This window comes from Paenibacillus sp. 2KB_20 (assembly GCF_052115765.1).
Classification (GTDB): domain Bacteria; phylum Bacillota; class Bacilli; order Paenibacillales; family Paenibacillaceae; genus Paenibacillus_AQ.
Map to the genome: position 1 here is coordinate 169,631 of NZ_JBFRHH010000008.1, position 19,203 is coordinate 188,833.

Genomic DNA, 19,203 nt, shown 5'->3' on the forward strand with positions numbered 1-19,203 from the left:
CCTGTGCTCGTTAAAGTTTGGTATAGATGTATGGCGCCAGTTGGTCTGATCACATAAGATGAGTTTACTAATGTTTCAATCGCCGGCATAAAATTCGATATGCATAAGGCTCTAAATCGATATGCATTGTCCCGTTTACTGGTTTTACGGGCTCTTTTGTCTCGGCATCAACCCAATCGGTCGTGACGATAGGATGCGATATGGTGCGTGCCGAGTTGCTGTTGTTCATCCAGACGATAAAATGCATGGTTTCGTCCGCACGCTCGTACACAATGCAAGGATCATGGAGATTCGCTTGCAGGAAGCGGAAGCGTCCCTGTCTCAGCGCCTTATGCTTTTTCCGAAGCGCGATCATCCCTTGATAAAACGTATACAGCTCTTGGTTTCGTTTCTTTGGATCCCATTCCATGCATTTGCGGCAATCGGGATCTCCGTCACCCGTCAATCCGATTTCGTCGCCATAAAAGATGCACGGCGTACCCATGAATGTAAACAGAAATACAACCGTGAGTTTCATGCGCCGGATATCTTCTCCCACACGGGTAAGCAGCCTCGGCGTATCGTGGCTGCATAGCAGATTAAAGACCACTTCGTTGGTCTGCTGCGGATATCGCATCAGGATCGAGCCGATACGGTTGGCGAACGTGAGCCCGTCCATGTTGCCGTTGAAGAACTCCAGCACCTTATCGGCAAAAGGATAATTCATTACGGAATCAAACTGGTCACCTTGCAGCCAGATTAAGGAGTCCGACCAGACCTCGCCCACGATATAAGCCTCAGGGTTGGCCTTCTTGACGACCTGTCTGAAATCCCGCCAGAAGTGATGATCAATTTCATTGGCAACGTCCAGGCGCCAGCCGTCGAGATTGATCTCCTTGATCCAGTATTCGGCTACACCCAGCAAATACGCCTTCACTTCGGGATTGGCGGTATTGAATTTCGGCATATTTCCGAAAAAACCGAACGTATCGTAGCTGGGAATGCCATCCTTGACCTCGCAGGGAAACTGGTTCACATGAAACCATTTCGAATACTTGGATTTCTCGCCGTGCTTCAGCACGTCCTGAAAGGGCGGGAACTCCTCGCTGCAGTGATTGAATACCGCATCGAGAACCACTCGGATGCCTTTTGCGTGACAAGTATCTACTACTTTTTTCAACAACTCATTATCGCCAAAGTGCGGATCCACCTGTTTATAATCAACCGTGTCATATTTATGATTGGAGGGGGAGAGGAAGAGAGGAGTAAAATAAATGGCGTTGATACCCAGGTCAACGAGATCATCGAGATGATCCAGTACGCCCTGCAGGTCACCGCCGAAGAAATTATCCACCTCCGGCTTGCCGCCCCAGGTCTCGGTTTTTTCTGGATTGGTGGCTGCGTTTCCGTTAGCAAAGCGCTCCGTCATAATTTGATAAAACACGGCTTCCTTGGCCCATTCCGGTACTTTGAATACATCGACTTCATGTATGTACGGAAATTCAAAGTAACCTGCAGGCGGATAAGGGTAGTCCCATCCGATTCCGTTGTCCACCATATAAACCGTTTCATCTCCGGCATGAATTCGAAAGCCGTAGGACAGTCTTTTGTATTTCGGCCTAACTCCGCATTCCCAGTAGTCAAACATGTCATCCGAGGCGGCCTTTTCCATGGTGATCTCGAAGTACGTACGGTCCCAATCGTATTTGTCGCCGGTCATGGCAACAACAGAATCAATGTCGTTTTTCTTGGTTCGAATCCGAAGATGAATGGTTTTCGTATCATATGCATAAGCCCATTTATCTCTTGGAACATGATACAGTGCTTCTAACAGCATGGTTACACCTCCTATATGAGTGAAGCTATAGCTAATTAATAACCAACTGCTGGCTTGCATGAATCATGGAGTGAAAGAGACCGCCCGGCTAGCCTTCCTATTTATCAAGTACTGCATGTTATGCGCAATTATAAGATGGGAAGGGGACGGAGAGATTATGCATCGTCGAAAGATTGCTTACCATAGATCCTCGTATCACTTTCCGGATGATGCTAAAGTCCTGTATTTACATTTATATGTAGGAAAAATTGAACGGCCCGTAATGGTTAACATAGCGAAGTGATTTCCACAATATGGACTCTCAATCGATTCACCCCTCTAATTTATTTGTTTAAATGATTAAAAGAATCATGAGTAACATAATCCTAAGGATATGATGAATTGACCGTTGTATTAAAATAGTGGAGTAGACGCCATATGTAGGGTTTAATATAAGGGTGCTGTTCATGAGAACCCATGAATTTTCATTGCATATTCATGCATCCTGTTTTATAATGACTCAGTTGCATTTTTTCTGTGGTTGAATTTATTTGTAACAGTTAGGGGAGAAACGAGACATATGAAACGTAAATTTACAGCGTGGATGACCCTGTTCATGGTGGTCGTGCTGTCTTTTGGCAGTATCGTTCATGCGGAGGGTGAGAAGAAAACGGTGATTCTCGGCACGAGTGCCGATTATGCACCTTATGAGTTCCATAAAACCATAGATGGCGTGGATACCATCGTCGGATTTGATATCGATATTGCGAAGGAAATCGCCAAGGATCTTGGCGCCGAGCTCATTATTAAGGACACCTCCTTTGATGCTCTCTTGCCGGAGCTGACGAGCGGACGCGTGGATTTTGTCATATCGGGCATGAATCCGACAGAAGAGCGCCGAAAGAGCATCGATTTCTCCGAGCCTTATTATGCTGCGGAACAATCGGTTGTCGTTCGTAAGGAAGATGCACTAAAGTTTAACACGCTTGAGAGCCTGGAGGGAGCACGCATCGGGGTTCAGAAAAGCTCCATTCAGGAGTCCATTGCAAAAACAATTCCGAAAGCCAATGTGGTATCACTGGATAAAATCCCGGACTTGCTGCTGCAGCTGGAATCCGAGCGAGTGGATGTTGTTCTCGCTGAGTATCCAATCGCGAAGACGAATATGAATGAAGCGACGATGGTGATCACGGACGCTAAACCGACGGCTGAGAATGACGCCTATGCCATCGGGGTTCGTAAAGGGAACGAAGAGCTGCTGAAGAGCATTAATGCTACACTTGAGCGTTTGAAGGAGAATGACCAGATCCAGAAGTTTGTCGACGAGGCCAGCGACCTGGCTGCAGGCCGTAAAGCAGAGAATCTGAACACATTTGAGTTCTTTTGGAAATATCGCGATTATTACGCCAAGGGAATCCAGTTTACGTTGCTTATTTCGGCTCTTGGTGTATTTTTCGGCTTCATTCTCGGATTGATTATCGCTTTAATGCGGATGTCGGGTGTCAAAATCCTTAAGTTTTTGGCTTCCGCTTATATCGAGATCATCCGTGGTACGCCGATGCTGGTCCAGTTGTTTATTATCCATTACAGCTTGGCGGCGTTTGATATTAAATTCTCACCGATCCAGTCGGGTATTTTGACGCTTTCTATCAACAGCGCTGCCTATCTAGCTGAAATATTCCGTGCTGGCATTCAAGGCGTGGACCGCGGTCAATTGGAGGCTGCACGCTCCCTCGGAATGACCAAGGGCAAAGCGATGCGCCACATTATTTTGCCGCAAGCGTTAAAAGGCGTTTTGCCTGCGATCGGTAATGAGTTTGTTGTCATCATCAAGGAATCCTCCATCGTCTCCTTCATCGGTGTGGTGGACATTATGTATCAAGCCCAGATTTTGCGCGGCATGACGTTTGCGGCATTGAATCCGCTGCTTGTGGCTGCCCTGATCTACTTTATACTGACATTCGTTCTTTCGAAGCTTCTGGGTGTCTGGGAAAGGAAGTTGAGTGCAAGTGATAACCGTTAAGGATCTTCATAAATCGTTTGGCAAGCTGGAAATCTTGAAGGGCATTGACATTGAGATTGCAAAAGGAGAAGTAGTGGTTGTCATCGGGCCGAGCGGCTCCGGTAAAAGTACCTTTTTACGATGTCTCAATTTGCTTGAAGTGCCGACCAGCGGCGAAATTTCGTTCGAGGGTGAGCTGATCACCGCCAAGAATCACAATATCAATTCAACCCGTGAGAAAATGGGCATGGTATTTCAGCAGTTTAATCTGTTTCCTCACAAGAAGGTCATCGATAATATTACGCTTGCTCCAATTCAGGTGAAGGGTGTCTCAGCAAAGGAAGCCGAGGCTACTGCAGACGAGCTGCTGAAATCGGTTGGCCTGCAGGACAAGAAGGAGTCTTATCCTTCCCAGCTGTCCGGTGGACAGAAGCAGAGAATTGCCATTGCACGCGCACTCGCGATGCAGCCGCATGTCATGCTGTTTGATGAGCCAACCTCCGCACTGGACCCTGAGATGGTAGGTGAGGTATTGGAAGTAATGAAGAAACTTGCCGAAGGCGGTATGACGATGGTTATCGTCACCCATGAGATGGGCTTCGCCCGGGAAGTGGGAGATCGGATCCTGTTCATGGATGGCGGTAAAATCGTAGAGGAAGGCACGCCGGACCAGTTGTTTGGCAATCCGACTCATCCTCGTACGCAAGAGTTTTTAAGTAAGGTTTTGTAACTTTTATTTCTACATTGTAACAAACAAAAACAGCGCCATACCTGATCGTTTCAGGAATTGGCGCTGTTTTTGTTTGTTTATTGGTAACAATTGCTTGCAGTATAGGTTACAAAATTGTGATATATTGATGTTCGTTGACATATTACATCCGAATTACCAGGCTACATAAAAGGAGGCATCTTTAGATGTTACAACAAATGAAATCATGGACTAGAAATTATGGACTTAACAAAAATAATAAGATCGCTGGAAAAACAGCAAAATGGCTTACCGTTACAGCCGTTGTACTTGGCCTGACTTTCGCCGGAGGCGGCCTGCAAGCCCATGCAAGCTCCGTGCATGTCGCGAAGAACGGCGATACCTTCTACTTCTTATCTAAACAGTACGGCGTTAATATGGACAAGCTGATAAAGGCTAACCCTACGATTAAGGCAACGAATATATACCAGGGACTAAAAATCACCATTCCAGGGACGGTATCGATGAACTCGACGGCATCTGCTGCACCGATCGCTCCAGGAACCACCGGATTTACGCCCAGTTTGAGCGTTTCCCCTGAGAAGAACGTGGTGGAAGCATGGGGCAAGACGTTTAATTATAGCAAAACATTGTCGGTCAAGGCTACTGCCTATTCTTCTGCAGCAAGCGAGAACGGTGGTTGGGGCGCGGTTGATTACTTCGGAAATTCCCTTGAGCTCGGCACCATCGCAGTCGATCCCAAGATCATTCCGCTCGGTACCAAGGTGCTTGTAACAGGACATGAGCATCCAGGACTGCCGAAAAAGGCATTTGTGGCAGAAGCTCGTGATATTGGTGGAGCTATTAAAGGGAATAGGATTGATATTTTCATCCCAGGTTCAAAATCATCCGTGAATCAATTCGGCATTCAGGATATCAAATTGTTCATTATCGAATAAGTTAATTCATCCTCATGAAATAATCATTCTAATACAGAAGACGGCTAGACTGGATCCAAACTCCAGTTAGCCGTCTTTTTTTGTTATTCAGATCTATCTCGACTCTGACACGCCTAACATCTCCGGGAGTGTGACGAAGCTATATCCCTTACTCCGCAGCTCGGTAATAATGTCCGGGAGCGCTTCGATCGTTCCGGTTAGGTTGGATCCCACGCCACCTCCGGCATGTTGGAGTACGATCGAGCCTGGCCCGACCGTTGATAAAATGTTGCTTTTCACCTCTTCCTTACTCAGCCCTTTCCAATCGAGGGAGTCGACATTCCAATTCACGACTTTGTATCCGTTTTTGCGTGCCCACTGAAGCTGCTCTTCATTGATATCACCATAAGGCGGGCGGATTAGCCGAGGGTCCACTCCGGTTAGGGATTTCAAGATCGTGTTGGTACGTCCGATTTGGCCTTTGAATTTCTCCAGGCTCAGCTTGTTCAGCTGGGCGTGATTATAGGAGTGATTACCAATGGCGTGACCTTCATCATGGATTCGTTTCGCGAGATCGGGATGTTTTTTGGCCCGTTCCCCCACGGCAAAGAACGTGGCTTTTACCTGAAACTTTTTGAGGACGTCCAGTACTTTTCCGGTAAATCGGGGATCCGGGACATCATCAAAGGTCAGAGCGATCTGTTTGATCCGGGGTCCGCTGGCGCGAAAGGTATCCGGATATTTTCTCAGTAATTGACTTAAAGACGGCGCATCGTCTGAATTTTGGGTCTTATTGCGCTTGGCATGATCCAAGATTTGGCCGGATTCCGACATGACGGAAGTGTCCTGGGGTTGAAGTGACAAACTATGTACATCAGACGCGTGTGCCGAGATGTCCGGCACCATGAAAAAGAATAACAGGATACACAACAGGCAGCTTCCTGCACGGTATCGATTGAACATCACGATCGACCCCTTTCGCTTTTTAATATGGTATGCCCAGTTGATCGTGCGATTATCCTCAATATGGGAATGCGATGTTTTTTAGTTTTCCCTCAGAAAGGTGTATAATAACCGGTAACAGATTGGTTATTACATTTTGATCATTTGGATATGGAAGGAGATAATCGCTTGGCAGACTTGTTTACACCTTACAATTTCAAGAATTTGACCCTCAAGAACCGCATTGTTATGCCACCGATGTGTCAATATTCCGTTCAAGCTGAGGACGGGATTCCGAATGATTGGCATTTTGTTCATTACGTCAGCCGTGCTGTTGGAGGCACTGGCTTCATTATTGTAGAAATGACAGGTGTCCATCCTGATGGACGCATAACGAATCAGGACACGGGGATATGGGACGATAATCAGATCCCAGCCTATCGCCGTATTGTGGAGAGTGTGCATTCTTATGGAACCAAGATTGGTATCCAGCTTGGGCATGCCGGAAGAAAAGCGCAGGATGCCGAACCGTCAGTAGCCCCTTCTGCGATTCCGTTCAGTTCCCATTACAAAATGCCCAAGATGCTTTCCGGGGCGGAAGTGGAAGAGCTCATTCAAGCCTTCAAGGAAGGCGCGCGTCGAGCTGTTGAGGCCGGGTTCGATACCGTTGAGATTCATGGCGCCCATGGTTACCTCATTCATCAGTTCCACTCGCCGCTAACGAACCAGCGCAGTGATGAATATGGTCAAGACCTTCCACTGTTCGGTGAGCGGGTTGTTCAAGCCGTTAAGGAAGTCCTGCCCGAAGGCATGCCGATCATAATGAGAGTATCTGCAAAAGAATATGTGGACGGCGGCTATGATGTGCAGTACTGTGCGGAGATTTGCAAACGTTACCGCGATGCCGGCGTCGATATTTTTCATATCTCCTCGGGGGGAGAAGGCCAGGTCGGCGCCAATGGAGGTCCGGAAGCGAAGCCCGGTTATCAGGTGGATCTGGCAGCAGAGTTCAAACAGCTGTTAAAGGTGCCTGTTATTGCGGTAGGATTGCTGGATGATTACCATGCCGCGCAAGAGGTGATTTTGTCAGGCAAAGCGGATCTGGTGGCGATTGGCCGGGGCATGCTCCGCGATCCCTACTGGGCTGTTCATGCAGCCAAGGCGCTTGATGGAGGACAGAAAGTCCCCAAGCAATATGAACGAGCATATTAAAAAGTGCGTGTTCCCAAATTGTGAGTTTTGAACAACTTCTAAAAAAATTTTGAAACGTTTGGGAACATGCAACGTAAATATTAATCATATACCAGTATTTTAAAGTGAAAGCGAGAGGAAGAGAACGATGTCCATATTTAAAAGATTGCGCGATTTGACCATGTCCAATATTAACGCCATTATCGACAAGGCGGAAGACCCGATTAAAATGACGGATCAGTACATTCGAGATATGACGGAAGATCTTGAGGATGCTGAGAAAGCGGTAGCTTCACAAATTGCCATTGAGAAACGCTTTAAAGCACTTTATGAAGAGCAAGCTGCGCTTGTGGAAAAACGCACGCAGCAAGCGCATACCGCAGCACAGGCTCAAAACGTTGATCTTGCCCGCCGCGCGCTGGAAGAGAAGAAGGCCGCCGAGGCCAAGCGTGATGAGTACAAAGCCAGCTACGATCAGAACAAACTGGCAGCCGACAATCTGCGCGGCAAGCTGGAAGAAATGCGCAAGCAGCTTACAGCGATGAAGAACAAACGTGAAACTTTGGTCGCTCGTTATAATGCCGCTAAAGCGCAAACCGAGATCAACAAAGCGATGAACGGGTTTGGGACTGATACAGCATCGGCCGGATTGAAACGAATGGAAGAGAAGATGCTGGCTATGGAAGCTCGTGCGGAAGCAAGCAATGAAATGTCGTCACGTGAGAAATCCCTTGATGAAGAGTTTGAGAACCTTGGCAAGGACAAAGTCGTTGAGGATGAGCTTGCAGCCTTGATGAAACAATACGAGAACAAGTAATAACGGATTTTAGCGGTCTAACAGTTATATTGTTCAGGGGGCGAGGGAGAAACAGCAGAGCTGAATGCAGCTGAGCTTCTCCTTCGCTTTTGTTTGATCGTAGATATAAGGGAAGATCCTTTTATTAGATGTCTGTCTTCAATTGAGGCAGCCCGGGCTTAAGGGAGTTTTTTGTATGTTGAATGTGGAGGCTTAGAGATGGATTTTGATATGATCTTGCGTGTATTGCTATGGACAGCTGTCGGTGGGCTGCTGTTGTTTGTTTTGATGTTTGTGGATTCCCTGTTCACGAAATATAACGATCTTGAAGAAGTGAAAGCGGGTAACATGGCGGTAACCACAAGACTGATATTGAAACTGTTCGCACAAGGGTATATTTTATCTGTGTCGATTGGTACGTCATATCATCTACTTGAGGCGATAGTGGTATCAATCATTTCGTTTATCATATTGCTGATTCTCGAATCGTTGACAGAGCTCATGCTGCGTAACTTCGGCAAGCTGAACCTTGACAAAGGAACCCGCGAGGGAAAGACGGGATACGGTTTATTTGCAGGTTCGCTGCATGTGGTTGGAGCGTTAATTATTACCGCTTGCCTATAGAACGCATAATGGAGATAGGGGACAGGAAAGATGAGTATGTGGAAAAGAATCAGCAATTTATTTAGTAAGCCAGAGCCGCCCAAGGTAGAGAAAAGCATGCTGCAGCTGGCTCCCGGCGATATTTGTGAAGTGTCTCTAGTCACTTATGAAGTCACGGGTCGTGTGCACAATCGCGGTCGTAATGCGGTCGTCTTGACGCTTCAGGATGGCAGCACCATTGCTTATCTGCATATTGAGGAACGCGAGACGGTTCAGTATGCGTTATACGCTCCGATCGATGGACGGCTGGACTCTCCGGATGAGGTACCGTCCATCATCGATTTGGACGATCATGTCTTTCATTTGGAAGAGGAATACGGGGGACATGTATCGATTACGGGTCGTACTGCGTTTACGCAAAGCGGGGAGCAGCATGTATGGCAATACCAATCGGATGATTACAAGCTGCTGCGAATTGAATGGCAGAACGGGCGGTTTATGTTGTATGAAGGCGAGAAAGTGATACCGGGGGACGTTCGAGTTATCCGGGCGACTTAGGAGTGGTGGCATGAAGGAACGCTCTTTTATATCAATAAAAATCATATTGGTGCTGAGTTTATTCGTATCATTATTGAGTGGATGCGGAGCGCCGAATATCAAGGATACCTATCCGCTGGAATCCGTCAATCGAGACGGAAATGCAACGTCCTATGTATACCGGGCAGCTGATAAAAGCGTTCCCGATGTTGCAAACGAGCTCACGGCGGCAAACACGCCGGATCAATCGTCTCCTGCAGATACCGAGCGGATGTTTCTGGTGTATGGGGATGAGTATTACCATTTGCAGCAGGACCCCCAGAAGCCAACCGATACGCTGATCGAGATCGATTCCAGGGAGTATGTTCAGCGCAATTATGATTCAAGTTTTCTGCAAGGTTACTTAACGGCAGTTCTGATCGGAAATTTATTTGATTCGATGGGTGGCGGAGGTTACCGGGGGTATACAAGTAAAGATGTGTATAAACCGTCACAAGGTAACTATAAGAAGCCGACAAGCAAGGATAAGAAGATCGCTCCGCCGTTGACGGTGGACCGGAGCGGGAAGATTACTCGGCGCGGTCAGGATTCTGCCGGTACCGGTGGGGGCCTGTTCCGACGAAATCCGGATACAAGCGGAGACCGCGGCACGATTAAGCGCGGCGAAAGCGGCGGGGGACTGTTCGATTCGCCTAAGAAATCGTACAAGAAGCCGAAGACCCGAATCGGATCTGGCAAGATCTCGCGAAGGGGACGAAGGTAAAGCAAGGAGTCTATAAGCGCATGGTCTGGTGACCATGCGCTTTTTTGTACGAGCAGAAGGGTTTCATATGAGCCGAAGGCTCGGTTTGAAGATTGCTCAGAATGTAGTACAGTAAGAATGTCAGGTTTCTTTGAGTCAGAAAGTGAGGAATGCGTTGTGAAGGATAATCATTCGATATCGCCTAAGAAACAAAATCATAAATTTGATCGGCGCGCTTTACAGGTAGCGGACGCGCAAGCGCTTGCCGCTTCATATGCAGGGCTTGGTCAGGAGGAGTTCATTCGGCTGCAGGATAGTGATGGACGTGTGCTTGCTTCCGATGTCATCGCCCCTCATCCGTTTCCGGCTTTTGCACGTTCGGGCATGGACGGTTATGCTGTTCGCTCAGCGGATTTGGCAGCATGCGATCTAGGGGGAAAGGTGTGGCTCGAGGTTGTTGACCAGATCCCGTGCGGATATGTGTCTTCAATCCCGATCCAGCAAGGCAAGGCTTCCCGCATCATGACAGGCGCCCAAGTCCCGGAAGGGGCGGACGCTGTCGTTATGCTTGAAGCGACGGAGCTTCGAATGGAGGATGGCTTAACCCATGTAGGCTTCAAGAGGTCCATCGAGAAGGGGAAGAATATCACTCCCCTCGGATTCGAGCTTCAGGAAGGTGATTTGATCCTCCGCCGAGGAACTCTCATCGGGCCTGGAGAAATTTCAGTTCTGGCTACCTTCGGCATACATCAGGTTGAAGTGTATCGTCAGCCAGTGGTAGGAATTTTCTCGACGGGCACCGAACTACTGGACATCACCGAGCCGCTTGAACCCGGTAAAATCCGAAACAGCAATACCTATATGCTCGCATCGCAAATTCGGGAAGCCGGTGGTGTGCCAGTGATTATGGAGGCGATCCCGGATGATATCGAGCTTGCCCGCCAGAAGGTGGAGGAAGCGCTGCTGGTGTATGATATCGTGGTTACGACAGGCGGCGTTTCAGTAGGCGACTACGATATTATGGGGGAGCTGGTGACATCCGGCGGTCTGGACATGCTGTTTAATAAAGTCACGATGCGTCCCGGAAGTGTTACAACCGCGGCTGTTAAGGATGGTAAACTGCTCTTCGCGCTATCGGGTAATCCGGGCGCATGTTATGTGGGATTTCTGTTGTTTGTCAGACCTGCGATCCGCAAGATGCTTGGCATGGAGCAGTTGTTCTTAACCGAATGGACGGCAGAATTGGGTTCGGATTACTCGAAAGTGAACAACTTTACCCGTTTCGTCCGGGGGAGCCTTAAGGTGTCAAACGGCAAGCTTGTAGCCACACCTGCATCCCTTGATGAATCGAGTGTCATGATCACGATCAAAGACAGTGACTGTTTAATCGTGATCCCGCCAGAGCTTCGAGGTGCAGTTAAAGGCCAAGCCGTACAGGTCCTCGTTCTGCCAGGAACCTGGACATGAAGGTTTTCCAGGTATGCGGTTATAAGAACAGCGGCAAAACCACGTTGATAACCGCCTTGATTCCACTGTTGAAACGGCATGGCATTCGGACAGCCATCATCAAGCATGACGGGCACGGATTCGAAATGGACCACGAAGGGACAGATACGTACAAATTCCGTGAGGCGGGAGCCGAGGGGATCGCTATCGCTTCGCCAGGGCGTACGGCGATGCTGATGGAAACGGAGCTGGAACTTGCGTCGTTAGTCCATTTGTACAGCGATTTTGAGCTAGTGCTTGTTGAGGGCTATAAGATGCAGCCTTATCCGAAGCTCGTACTGCTGCGAGGAACGGAGGATATTGGGCTAGTGGATCAAGTTGAAGAGATCAGGGGTATTGTGGTGCGTCCTGAAATGCTGAAGGAACCGTCAGCCCTGCATGAGATACAGCAGCGGCTAGCGGTTCCCCTATTTACTTGGAATGACACAGAGCGGATTACGTCGGTGCTGCTGTCATTATAAAGAAGTTGTGGTTAATCATCGGAGCGGCGTTCAATCGCCTCGGACATCGTTTTGTCCGTTAAGTGGGCGTACACTTCGGTTGTCTCGGTGGATGCGTGACCCAGTTGTTCTTTGGTTTTGTAAATATCATTTTGCAGATAATAGTCGGTTGCAAACGAATGCCGCAGCTTATGCACGGTTAGGGCTGGCTTGCCAAAACGCTTGGCGTATTTGATGATCATCGCCTGAATCGCCCGCTTGGTCATGCGCTGCCCTTCATTCTGGCCGTTACGCAGTGCAACGAACAGAGCCTTTTCTTTTTTCGGCACCTTGTAACGGGCCTGCCGAAGCTGCAGGTAGTATTCAAGATCGTCTTTGGCTTGCGCACGGAAGTAGACCGGGGTTTTAAAGGTTTCGTCGTTATTACCTTTACGATAGACATGGAGCATTTTATTGTTCAGGTCGATGTCTGCCAGATTCAAATTGACCACTTCGGATACACGAAGGCCGGAATTTAATATGAGGCTGGCGATACATGCGTCTCTGACTTTATTTTGCTCATGCGCGTAGAGCGCCTGTTTGTTCTGCTCCACATCCAGTCCATAACCTTCGTGAATGTAAGTAATGAAATCCTGAAGCTCTTCTTCTTCCAGTATTTTTCCTTTTAACTTGGCAGCCGTATCTTTGGGTTTATGAATTCGCTTAATTTCCACTTTAGCCATGATGTTACGCTTGAGAAGCGGGTAAAAGTCCTCGTCCTCAGCAATCTGGCTTAAATAATGAAACAGGGAGCGCAGCGATGAGAGCTTGCGGGAAACCGTGATTCTGGAGTTGGTCCCTTCCCGGCGCGTAGTCAGATATAATCGATAACTGGTGATGCTGTCCATGCGCAGCGTCTCCAGCTCGAGCAGCGTCACCTCTCGGTTAGAGGTTGCTTGGGACAGCCCCTCCGACCGGAGCCAGTTAAAAAACGTTTCATAATCCCTTACATATTCGAGCAGGGTGGAGGGGGAGAGATCCGGGAGCTTGTAGTCGATAAATTGCTGTACGAACCAAGGCATGTCCGGCGATTTCTCATCGAGTCTTGCACGGTCGATATCTTTTTGTATATTCATGTTCCACCTCGAATAATTGTCTTTATAGCGATGACCTGTGTCATTAATTACTAGTGTAACATATGGAAAGTCTACCGTGCTTGCAGGTGTCAGATCACGGTGCTCACTGATCCGTTATTGCGCTTGTGTTTCACTATGAGCGGATACTATGATGAAGATATGACGCGTTAAAATGATAGATGATATGCCAGGGAGGCGGCAGCATGATTTCAGAACGAGCGGAACGCATGGGAATTGAGCTGGTTCCGAAGCGGAAACAAGCCGTTATCGTAAACTTAATGCAATTGTACCTATATGATTTTACCAAGTATCTGGATATTTCGGTAAATGATCAAGGGTTGTTTTTACCCTATCCGGATCTGGATGAGTTCTGGAAAAAGCGGGAACGGAAATACCCTTATCTGATTACGTTTGATCAACGGCCAGCCGGGTTTGCTTTGATCGAGCGGATGGATGACGCCGCAGAAGCGGACTATTACATGACGGAATTTTTTGTTATGCAAAAATATCGGCGAACGGGATTGGGGACTTGGGCGGCGACCTGTCTGTTCGATCAGTTCCAGGGACGCTGGAAGGTGACGCAAGTGAGCAGCAATATACCGGCGCAGGCGTTTTGGCGAAAAGTCATTGAATCTTATACGGGCGGTCGATATGAGGAATATATTGATCCGGTTCGTCATAATCCTTCGCAATATTTTAATTCCTAGTATTTTTACATGGATCGAAGGAGCGTTTCATTTTTGATGATAGAATTTGATACAGGTCGATGCTTAGGAGGAATTTGAATGTATTTACCGAGTTTTCATCTGGAAGGGAAAAAAGCTTTTGTTACAGGGGCGGGACGTGGAATCGGACGCGCCATTGCCATAGGATTGGCAGAGGCCGGATGTGATGTCGGCTTGATGTCCCGAACCAGAAGCGATTTGGAGGAGACCGCAAATCTGATCTATGGCTTGAACCAAGGTCAGGCCTTTGTGCTGCCGGGTGATCTGACCATAAGGGAAGAAATGGAGGGAGCGATTCGAGAATTTGTGGATCAGGCAGGACGAATCGATATACTGGTCAATAATGCCGGCATGAATATTCGTACGCCTGCGCTGGAAGTGACGGATTCCGAATGGGACTTAATTATGCAGACCAACCTGAAGTCGGCTTTTGTAGCTTCTCAAGCGGCTGCCCGATTTATGAAAGATCAGGGAAATGGCAGAATCATTAACATCTCCTCCGTAGGCGGACACACGGCCCTTCGCACGGGCGTTGTCTATGGAGCCACGAAGGCGGCTCTCATCCATATGACCAAGGTGCTTGCGATGGAGTGGGCGCAGTATGGAATTCAGGTCAACTCGGTCGGACCTTGGTATTTCCGGACTCCGCTGACCGAGAAGCTGCTTAGTGATGAGGATTATATGCAGGCCATATTGGACCGGACACCGCTTAAGCGCGTGGGAAGTCTGGAAGAAGTGGTGGGACCTGTCGTTTTCCTGGCGTCCGAGGCTGCTAATTACATGACCGGGCAAACGCTGCTGGTGGATGGCGGACTTAGCATATATGGATTTTAACTGGGAGGAGAGTAAAGGAAGATGGAACGTCGAGCATTTGGACGAACGGACATGCAGGTTAGCGTGCTGGGATTCGGCGGCGCCGAGATCGGCAAGTCGGCTCAAAAGATGGTGGACCGGCTCCTGCACAGTGCATTGATGCAGGTCTTAACATGATTGATACCGCAGAAGGTTATGGGGACAGCGAGGAATTGATTGTCAAGGCTTTGTCAGGTCGAAGAGATGATTATTACCTGTTTACCAAATCCGGCCATGCTTCCGGTCTGGACTATCCGAATTGGGATCCTGTAATGCTTGCTCAGAGCATTGACCGCAGCTTGAAGCGACTGCAGGTGGACCACGTCGACAGCGGCGATTCGACCGATACGCTTTACACCCTGCTGACTGGCGTGTTCGAGAGCTTTGAAGCTTCGCTGAACATTGCTGACCAGGAGGCAATCGATCTCACGATTCCGCTAGCTATGCAGCAGGGAATAGGGATTATTCCCAAACGTCCGGTAGCTAATGTAGCCTGGAAGCATCAGACGCTAAGCGAACAGGACTATGCTTATCCTTATTGGGTCAGGTTAAGGGCAGCTGCCGGAGGATTTTTACGAGTCGATCCGCAATCGCTGGCGAGTGGTTGCCAGTGCGGATTGGGTGGGCAAGGTATAGGTGTATAAAAAAGAGCCTGTCGTGAGATCTCGACAGGCTCTTTTTTCCTGCTTAAAAGATTGCAAACCATGACTGTAAATGATGATGTTATTTCAACATATGAAAAATTCATAATAGAGAAATGCCCATCCATTTCCTGATCTAACCACTGCATTATTTTCATCTGGCTTCCTCTATACCTAGCACATTTTCCTAGTTTAAAAAGGGAGGTATGAAGCGAAAAAAGTTGACATGGAAAAATTTCCCCCTGTAAAAGATGAATGTCCCCCTTTGAAACCAGTAGGGCTTGGAATAAAATTCTGGTAGACAGCAAGTATTTACATAAGGTTCTGAAAAAATACTTAGGGGGATTAGAAATGAAAAGGACTTCCATGTTACTCATGAGTGTCATGTTGTTGCTCTCCATGTTCCTAGCAGCATGCGGTAACAGCAGTGGCACCAACACTCCTGCTGCTGAAGGAGATACTCCGAAGACGGAAACGACTCCGCCGGCAGATGAGAAGAAGGATGAAGCCGCTCCGGTTTCACTCCGCGTGTTCTCGACTTTCGGAGGAACTGACGCAGCTCGCGAAGCCTTCCAGGCAGCGTTGGATGAATTCACGAAGGAGCATCCGAACGTGAAGATAGACAACGATACCATGTCCGCAAATGATGACGGTTTCAGAACGAAAGTTAACACCGACATGAACAGCGGCAACGAGCCTGACTTGCTGTTCTACTTCATCGGGGCTGACGCAGAAGGATTCGTCAATGCCGGTAAAGTTGTGCCGCTGAACGAGGTTCTCGACGCTGACGCTGAATGGAAGAACGGCTTCATTCCTGACGCGCTTGAGCTTGCCAAGCAAAAAGACGGTAACATTTACGCTGCACCATTGACCGGTTTCTATGAAGGCTTGTTCGTTAACAAAAAAATCTTCGAAGAAAATGGTCTGGAGCTTCCAACAGACTGGGCGAAATTGACCACAGCTGTGAAAACATTATCTGACAAAGGCATTATTCCTTTGTCCGTACCATTTGACCAATCCCACTACCTGATCGAACATACGATTTTGTCCGCAGCAGGTCCTGAAAGCCAAAGCAAAGGTCTGCTTGATGGCATCGATCCAAACTGGGAAAAAGCGTATGCGGCTATGAAAGAATTGTATGACCTGGGCGCATTCCCTAAAGATGCAGCAACGATCGACCTGAGCATGTCCGGCAACTACTATAGTGAAGGCCTGGCTGCTATGACCATCGAAGGATCTTGGGCAGTTGGCGGTTGGAGCGATGATACTCGTGACAACTCTACAGTTCTGCCATTCCCTACGGTTCCTGGTGGCGCTGGTAGCGGTAATGATATCGTAGGCGGTTTCGGTTCCGGTTTCTACCTCTCCAAAGCCACTTATGATGATGCAGCCAAAAAAGAAGCGGCAATCGCTTTGCTGAAACACCTGACTTCCCCGGCATCTATTCAAAAAATCGCTTCAGCTAACGGTGGTACACCAGCTGCTGACGTAGAAGTGACTGGATTGCCGCAAGTAGCTCTTGACGGTTTCGCTATGGCAGCTAAAGCAGCTACCATCGTTGCACCGGTTGACAGTAAAGTTTCGCAAGAAACGTTCGGTAATCTTCGTGCTAACGTGCAGCCTGTAGTGGAAGGTAAGAAGACTCCTACTCAAGCTATCGAAGAAGCGAAGAAAACCGAGGATGCCAACAAAAAATAGTTTTCATCAGAAACGGTAGAATTAAAAGTGACGATACGCCGCCCCTCTGCTTTCATTTGGGCGGCGTAGTCATTTCGGCAAGGACGATGAAGAAAAATAAACATCAAGGGTGATTAATATGAAGGGTGATCGCAAGTACATTGTGATGTTTTTATTACCCGCAGCAGCCATCATGACAATCTTTCTATATTATCCGTTCTTCAAGAGTTTGTATCTTAGCTTTTATCGCACAAGCGGCTTTTTCGATAAAAAGTTTGTGGGATGGGCTAACTATGAGAGACTCGTTACGGATAAACTGCTTGGCGCTGCAACATTGCACACGCTGGAAATCATGCTCTATGTTATCGTGTTTCAGGTTGGGATCGCACTTGTGTTGGCCGTCCTGGTAGATAACATTTCCAAGCTCAAAGGGTTTTATCGAACTGTCTTTTTCTTCCCGGTTGTCATATCCGGTACGGCCATTTCCTTATTATTTGTATTGTTCTACAATTACAACTTCGGTTTGCTGAACAATTTGCTGGCGAATTTCAACATTGAGAAGATTTTGTGGCTGGACGCGAAGAACGCGCTTAAGGCAGTATCGATTCCAACGGTATGGCATTATGTGGGCTTTTATTTCGTCCTGTTCTTGACCGCCATGTCCAAAATACCCGCGGATTATTATGAGGCTGCAAAATTGGAAGGAATCACCGGGTTCAAGAAAACAACGATGCTTACAATTCCGCTCATCATGAGTGACATTAAGGTTGTTATCACCCTTGCCATTACGGGAACGTTGAAGGTGTTCGAGTTCATCTGGGTCATTACAAGCGGCCAGAATGGAACGGAAGTACTGGGAACGTATATGTACAAAAAGGCCATGGTGGATCAGAACTTTGGTTACGGATCGGCGGTTGCTATATACATGGTGATCTTTGGCGTACTACTTGCATTGATTGCCAACCGTTTGATGAAAAGAGACGAGATTACATACTAAGCATTATAGGGGTGTACTGTTATGGAGCCAACCATCGTCGTTGAACACAAAACTCAGCGCGTTAGGAAAAGTCGGTTTAGTTTAGGCACCACGTTGATGTACGTGATTTTGACAGCGTGGTCCTTAACAACCATCTATCCGTTATTCTGGATCGTGAATAACTCGTTCAAGGTTTCTCGCGATGTGATGAATAATTCCTTTGGTATCGCATGGGAACCGGTGTTTGTTAACTATCAGAACGCATTTGACCGCATCAATATCGGAAGAAGTTATATCAATAGCTTGGTGATGTCCTTCAGTACCGTATTGTTGGTGTTATTGCTCGGAGGACTAGCCGCTTATGTGCTGTCCAGATTCAGCTTTAAAGGCAAGCGCACGATTTATTCCATTCTGTATGCGACACTTTTGATCCCGGCGTTTGCTACCGTAGTTCCGGTATATGAGCTTCTTATCAAAACCAGCCTGGTCAATACGTACTGGGGCCTGATCTTCCCGCAAACCGCAGGCAATCTGACGTTTGCGACCTTGGTTATTGCCGGTTATATGGCAACGATACCGAAAGAGCTTGAAGAAGCTTCTTTTATGGACGGATGCAACCGATGGCAAATGTTTGTTAAGATATTCGTTCCGATCTCGCAGCCTGTATTTGCATCGACAAGTATTTTTGTATTTATGTGGTCGTACAATGACTTGTTCTCAGCGTTGATCTTTGTAAACAAAGAGAATGTCCGTCCGATCGTTGCATTGCTTAATGAGATCAGTTCCCAATACGGAACAGACTTTGGCCTGATGGCTACGGCAGTATCGTTGACCGTTATTCCGGTGCTGATTGTGTACCTGTTTATCTCAAAGTATATTCAGAAAGGTTTGACCGAAGGAGCCGTCAAGGGTTAAGGAGACAGCGAATTCAACGAATAGGCAAGTCAAGAGGGGACGCTTTCGTCACCTGTTTGACTTGCCTATTCGTTGTTTATATTCCGTTTAGTATTTTAATCTGAAGCAAGAGTCAAATCAGC

The 19,203-nt window shown here is 47.7% G+C and carries 20 protein-coding genes; 17 read left to right on the forward strand and 3 right to left on the reverse strand.

The window, feature by feature from the left end:
- Window positions 1–67: 67 nt before the first annotated feature.
- On the reverse strand, window positions 68–1,816 hold the full coding sequence (locus tag AB4124_RS22960) for an alpha-glycosidase (RefSeq protein WP_441974284.1): 1,749 nt from the start codon (window positions 1,814–1,816) through the stop codon (window positions 68–70).
- A gap of 559 nt (window positions 1,817–2,375) precedes the next feature.
- On the opposite strand from AB4124_RS22960, the gene AB4124_RS22965 reads away from it, so the two are divergent.
- From AB4124_RS22965 to AB4124_RS22975, 3 genes are all read left to right on the forward strand, one after another.
- A complete protein-coding gene (locus tag AB4124_RS22965) occupies window positions 2,376–3,818 on the forward strand; it encodes an ABC transporter substrate-binding protein/permease (protein ID WP_441974285.1) in 1,443 nt (480 codons plus the stop codon).
- The gene (locus AB4124_RS22970) at window positions 3,805–4,527 is read left to right on the forward strand and encodes an amino acid ABC transporter ATP-binding protein (RefSeq protein WP_339272438.1); all 723 of its coding nucleotides are present in this window, start codon (window positions 3,805–3,807) and stop codon (window positions 4,525–4,527) included. The genes AB4124_RS22965 and AB4124_RS22970 overlap by 14 nt, the downstream gene beginning before the upstream one ends.
- Window positions 4,528–4,712: 185 nt before the next feature.
- Window positions 4,713–5,444, forward strand: coding sequence for a 3D domain-containing protein (locus AB4124_RS22975; RefSeq protein WP_441974286.1), 732 nt, complete (start codon window positions 4,713–4,715; stop codon window positions 5,442–5,444).
- A 93-nt stretch (window positions 5,445–5,537) separates the two neighbouring features.
- Here AB4124_RS22975 and AB4124_RS22980 read toward each other — a convergent pair whose 3' ends face one another.
- Window positions 5,538–6,386: a polysaccharide deacetylase family protein gene (locus AB4124_RS22980; RefSeq protein WP_441974287.1), complete on the reverse strand. Its 849-nt coding sequence runs from the start codon at window positions 6,384–6,386 to the stop codon at window positions 5,538–5,540.
- Window positions 6,387–6,554: 168 nt separating this feature from the next.
- On the opposite strand from AB4124_RS22980, the gene AB4124_RS22985 reads away from it, so the two are divergent.
- The 7 genes from AB4124_RS22985 (at window position 6,555) to mobB (ending at window position 12,201) form a co-directional block, all read left to right on the forward strand.
- Window positions 6,555–7,577, forward strand: coding sequence for an NADH:flavin oxidoreductase/NADH oxidase (locus AB4124_RS22985; RefSeq protein ID WP_076321196.1), 1,023 nt, complete (start codon window positions 6,555–6,557; stop codon window positions 7,575–7,577).
- Between the two features lie 127 nt (window positions 7,578–7,704).
- Window positions 7,705–8,373 carry a PspA/IM30 family protein gene (locus AB4124_RS22990; RefSeq protein WP_076321197.1) on the forward strand — a complete coding sequence of 223 codons (669 nt, stop codon included), beginning with the start codon at window positions 7,705–7,707 and terminating at the stop codon, window positions 8,371–8,373.
- Window positions 8,374–8,571: 198 nt separating this feature from the next.
- Entirely contained in the window at window positions 8,572–8,976 is a 405-nt protein-coding gene (locus AB4124_RS22995) for a DUF350 domain-containing protein (protein WP_076321198.1), read from the forward strand.
- Between the two features lie 30 nt (window positions 8,977–9,006).
- Complete coding sequence (locus AB4124_RS23000; protein ID WP_076321199.1) at window positions 9,007–9,513, forward strand: DUF4178 domain-containing protein; 507 nt, start codon at window positions 9,007–9,009, stop codon at window positions 9,511–9,513.
- 10 nt (window positions 9,514–9,523) lie between these two features.
- Window positions 9,524–10,255 carry a DUF4247 domain-containing protein gene (locus AB4124_RS23005; protein WP_441974288.1) on the forward strand — a complete coding sequence of 244 codons (732 nt, stop codon included), beginning with the start codon at window positions 9,524–9,526 and terminating at the stop codon, window positions 10,253–10,255.
- A gap of 156 nt (window positions 10,256–10,411) precedes the next feature.
- Complete coding sequence (locus AB4124_RS23010) at window positions 10,412–11,701, forward strand: molybdopterin molybdotransferase MoeA (protein ID WP_441974289.1); 1,290 nt, start codon at window positions 10,412–10,414, stop codon at window positions 11,699–11,701.
- Window positions 11,698–12,201, forward strand: a complete 504-nt coding sequence (gene mobB, locus AB4124_RS23015) for a molybdopterin-guanine dinucleotide biosynthesis protein B (RefSeq protein ID WP_339293101.1) — start codon at window positions 11,698–11,700, stop codon at window positions 12,199–12,201. The genes AB4124_RS23010 and mobB overlap by 4 nt, the downstream gene beginning before the upstream one ends.
- An 11-nt stretch (window positions 12,202–12,212) precedes the next feature.
- On the opposite strand, the gene xerS is transcribed toward mobB, so the two are convergent.
- Complete coding sequence (gene xerS / locus AB4124_RS23020; RefSeq protein WP_076321203.1) at window positions 12,213–13,295, reverse strand: tyrosine recombinase XerS; 1,083 nt, start codon at window positions 13,293–13,295, stop codon at window positions 12,213–12,215.
- A 203-nt stretch (window positions 13,296–13,498) separates the two neighbouring features.
- On the opposite strand from xerS, the gene AB4124_RS23025 reads away from it, so the two are divergent.
- The 7 genes from AB4124_RS23025 (at window position 13,499) to AB4124_RS23055 (ending at window position 19,081) form a co-directional block, all read left to right on the forward strand.
- Window positions 13,499–14,002, forward strand: coding sequence for a GNAT family N-acetyltransferase (locus tag AB4124_RS23025; RefSeq protein ID WP_339293103.1), 504 nt, complete (start codon window positions 13,499–13,501; stop codon window positions 14,000–14,002).
- 78 nt (window positions 14,003–14,080) lie between these two features.
- The gene (locus AB4124_RS23030) at window positions 14,081–14,854 is read left to right on the forward strand and encodes an SDR family NAD(P)-dependent oxidoreductase (protein WP_441974290.1); all 774 of its coding nucleotides are present in this window, start codon (window positions 14,081–14,083) and stop codon (window positions 14,852–14,854) included.
- Between the two features lie 21 nt (window positions 14,855–14,875).
- Window positions 14,876–15,010: a hypothetical protein gene (locus AB4124_RS23035; protein WP_441974291.1), complete on the forward strand. Its 135-nt coding sequence runs from the start codon at window positions 14,876–14,878 to the stop codon at window positions 15,008–15,010.
- The gene (locus AB4124_RS23040) at window positions 15,007–15,516 is read left to right on the forward strand and encodes an aldo/keto reductase (protein WP_441974292.1); all 510 of its coding nucleotides are present in this window, start codon (window positions 15,007–15,009) and stop codon (window positions 15,514–15,516) included. The genes AB4124_RS23035 and AB4124_RS23040 overlap by 4 nt, the downstream gene beginning before the upstream one ends.
- 348 nt (window positions 15,517–15,864) lie before the next feature.
- Complete coding sequence (locus AB4124_RS23045; protein ID WP_422759616.1) at window positions 15,865–17,211, forward strand: ABC transporter substrate-binding protein; 1,347 nt, start codon at window positions 15,865–15,867, stop codon at window positions 17,209–17,211.
- Between the two features lie 118 nt (window positions 17,212–17,329).
- Window positions 17,330–18,187, forward strand: coding sequence for a carbohydrate ABC transporter permease (locus tag AB4124_RS23050; protein WP_076321207.1), 858 nt, complete (start codon window positions 17,330–17,332; stop codon window positions 18,185–18,187).
- A gap of 21 nt (window positions 18,188–18,208) precedes the next feature.
- Window positions 18,209–19,081: a carbohydrate ABC transporter permease gene (locus AB4124_RS23055; RefSeq protein ID WP_441974293.1), complete on the forward strand. Its 873-nt coding sequence runs from the start codon at window positions 18,209–18,211 to the stop codon at window positions 19,079–19,081.
- Window positions 19,082–19,203: the final 122 nt, after the last annotated feature.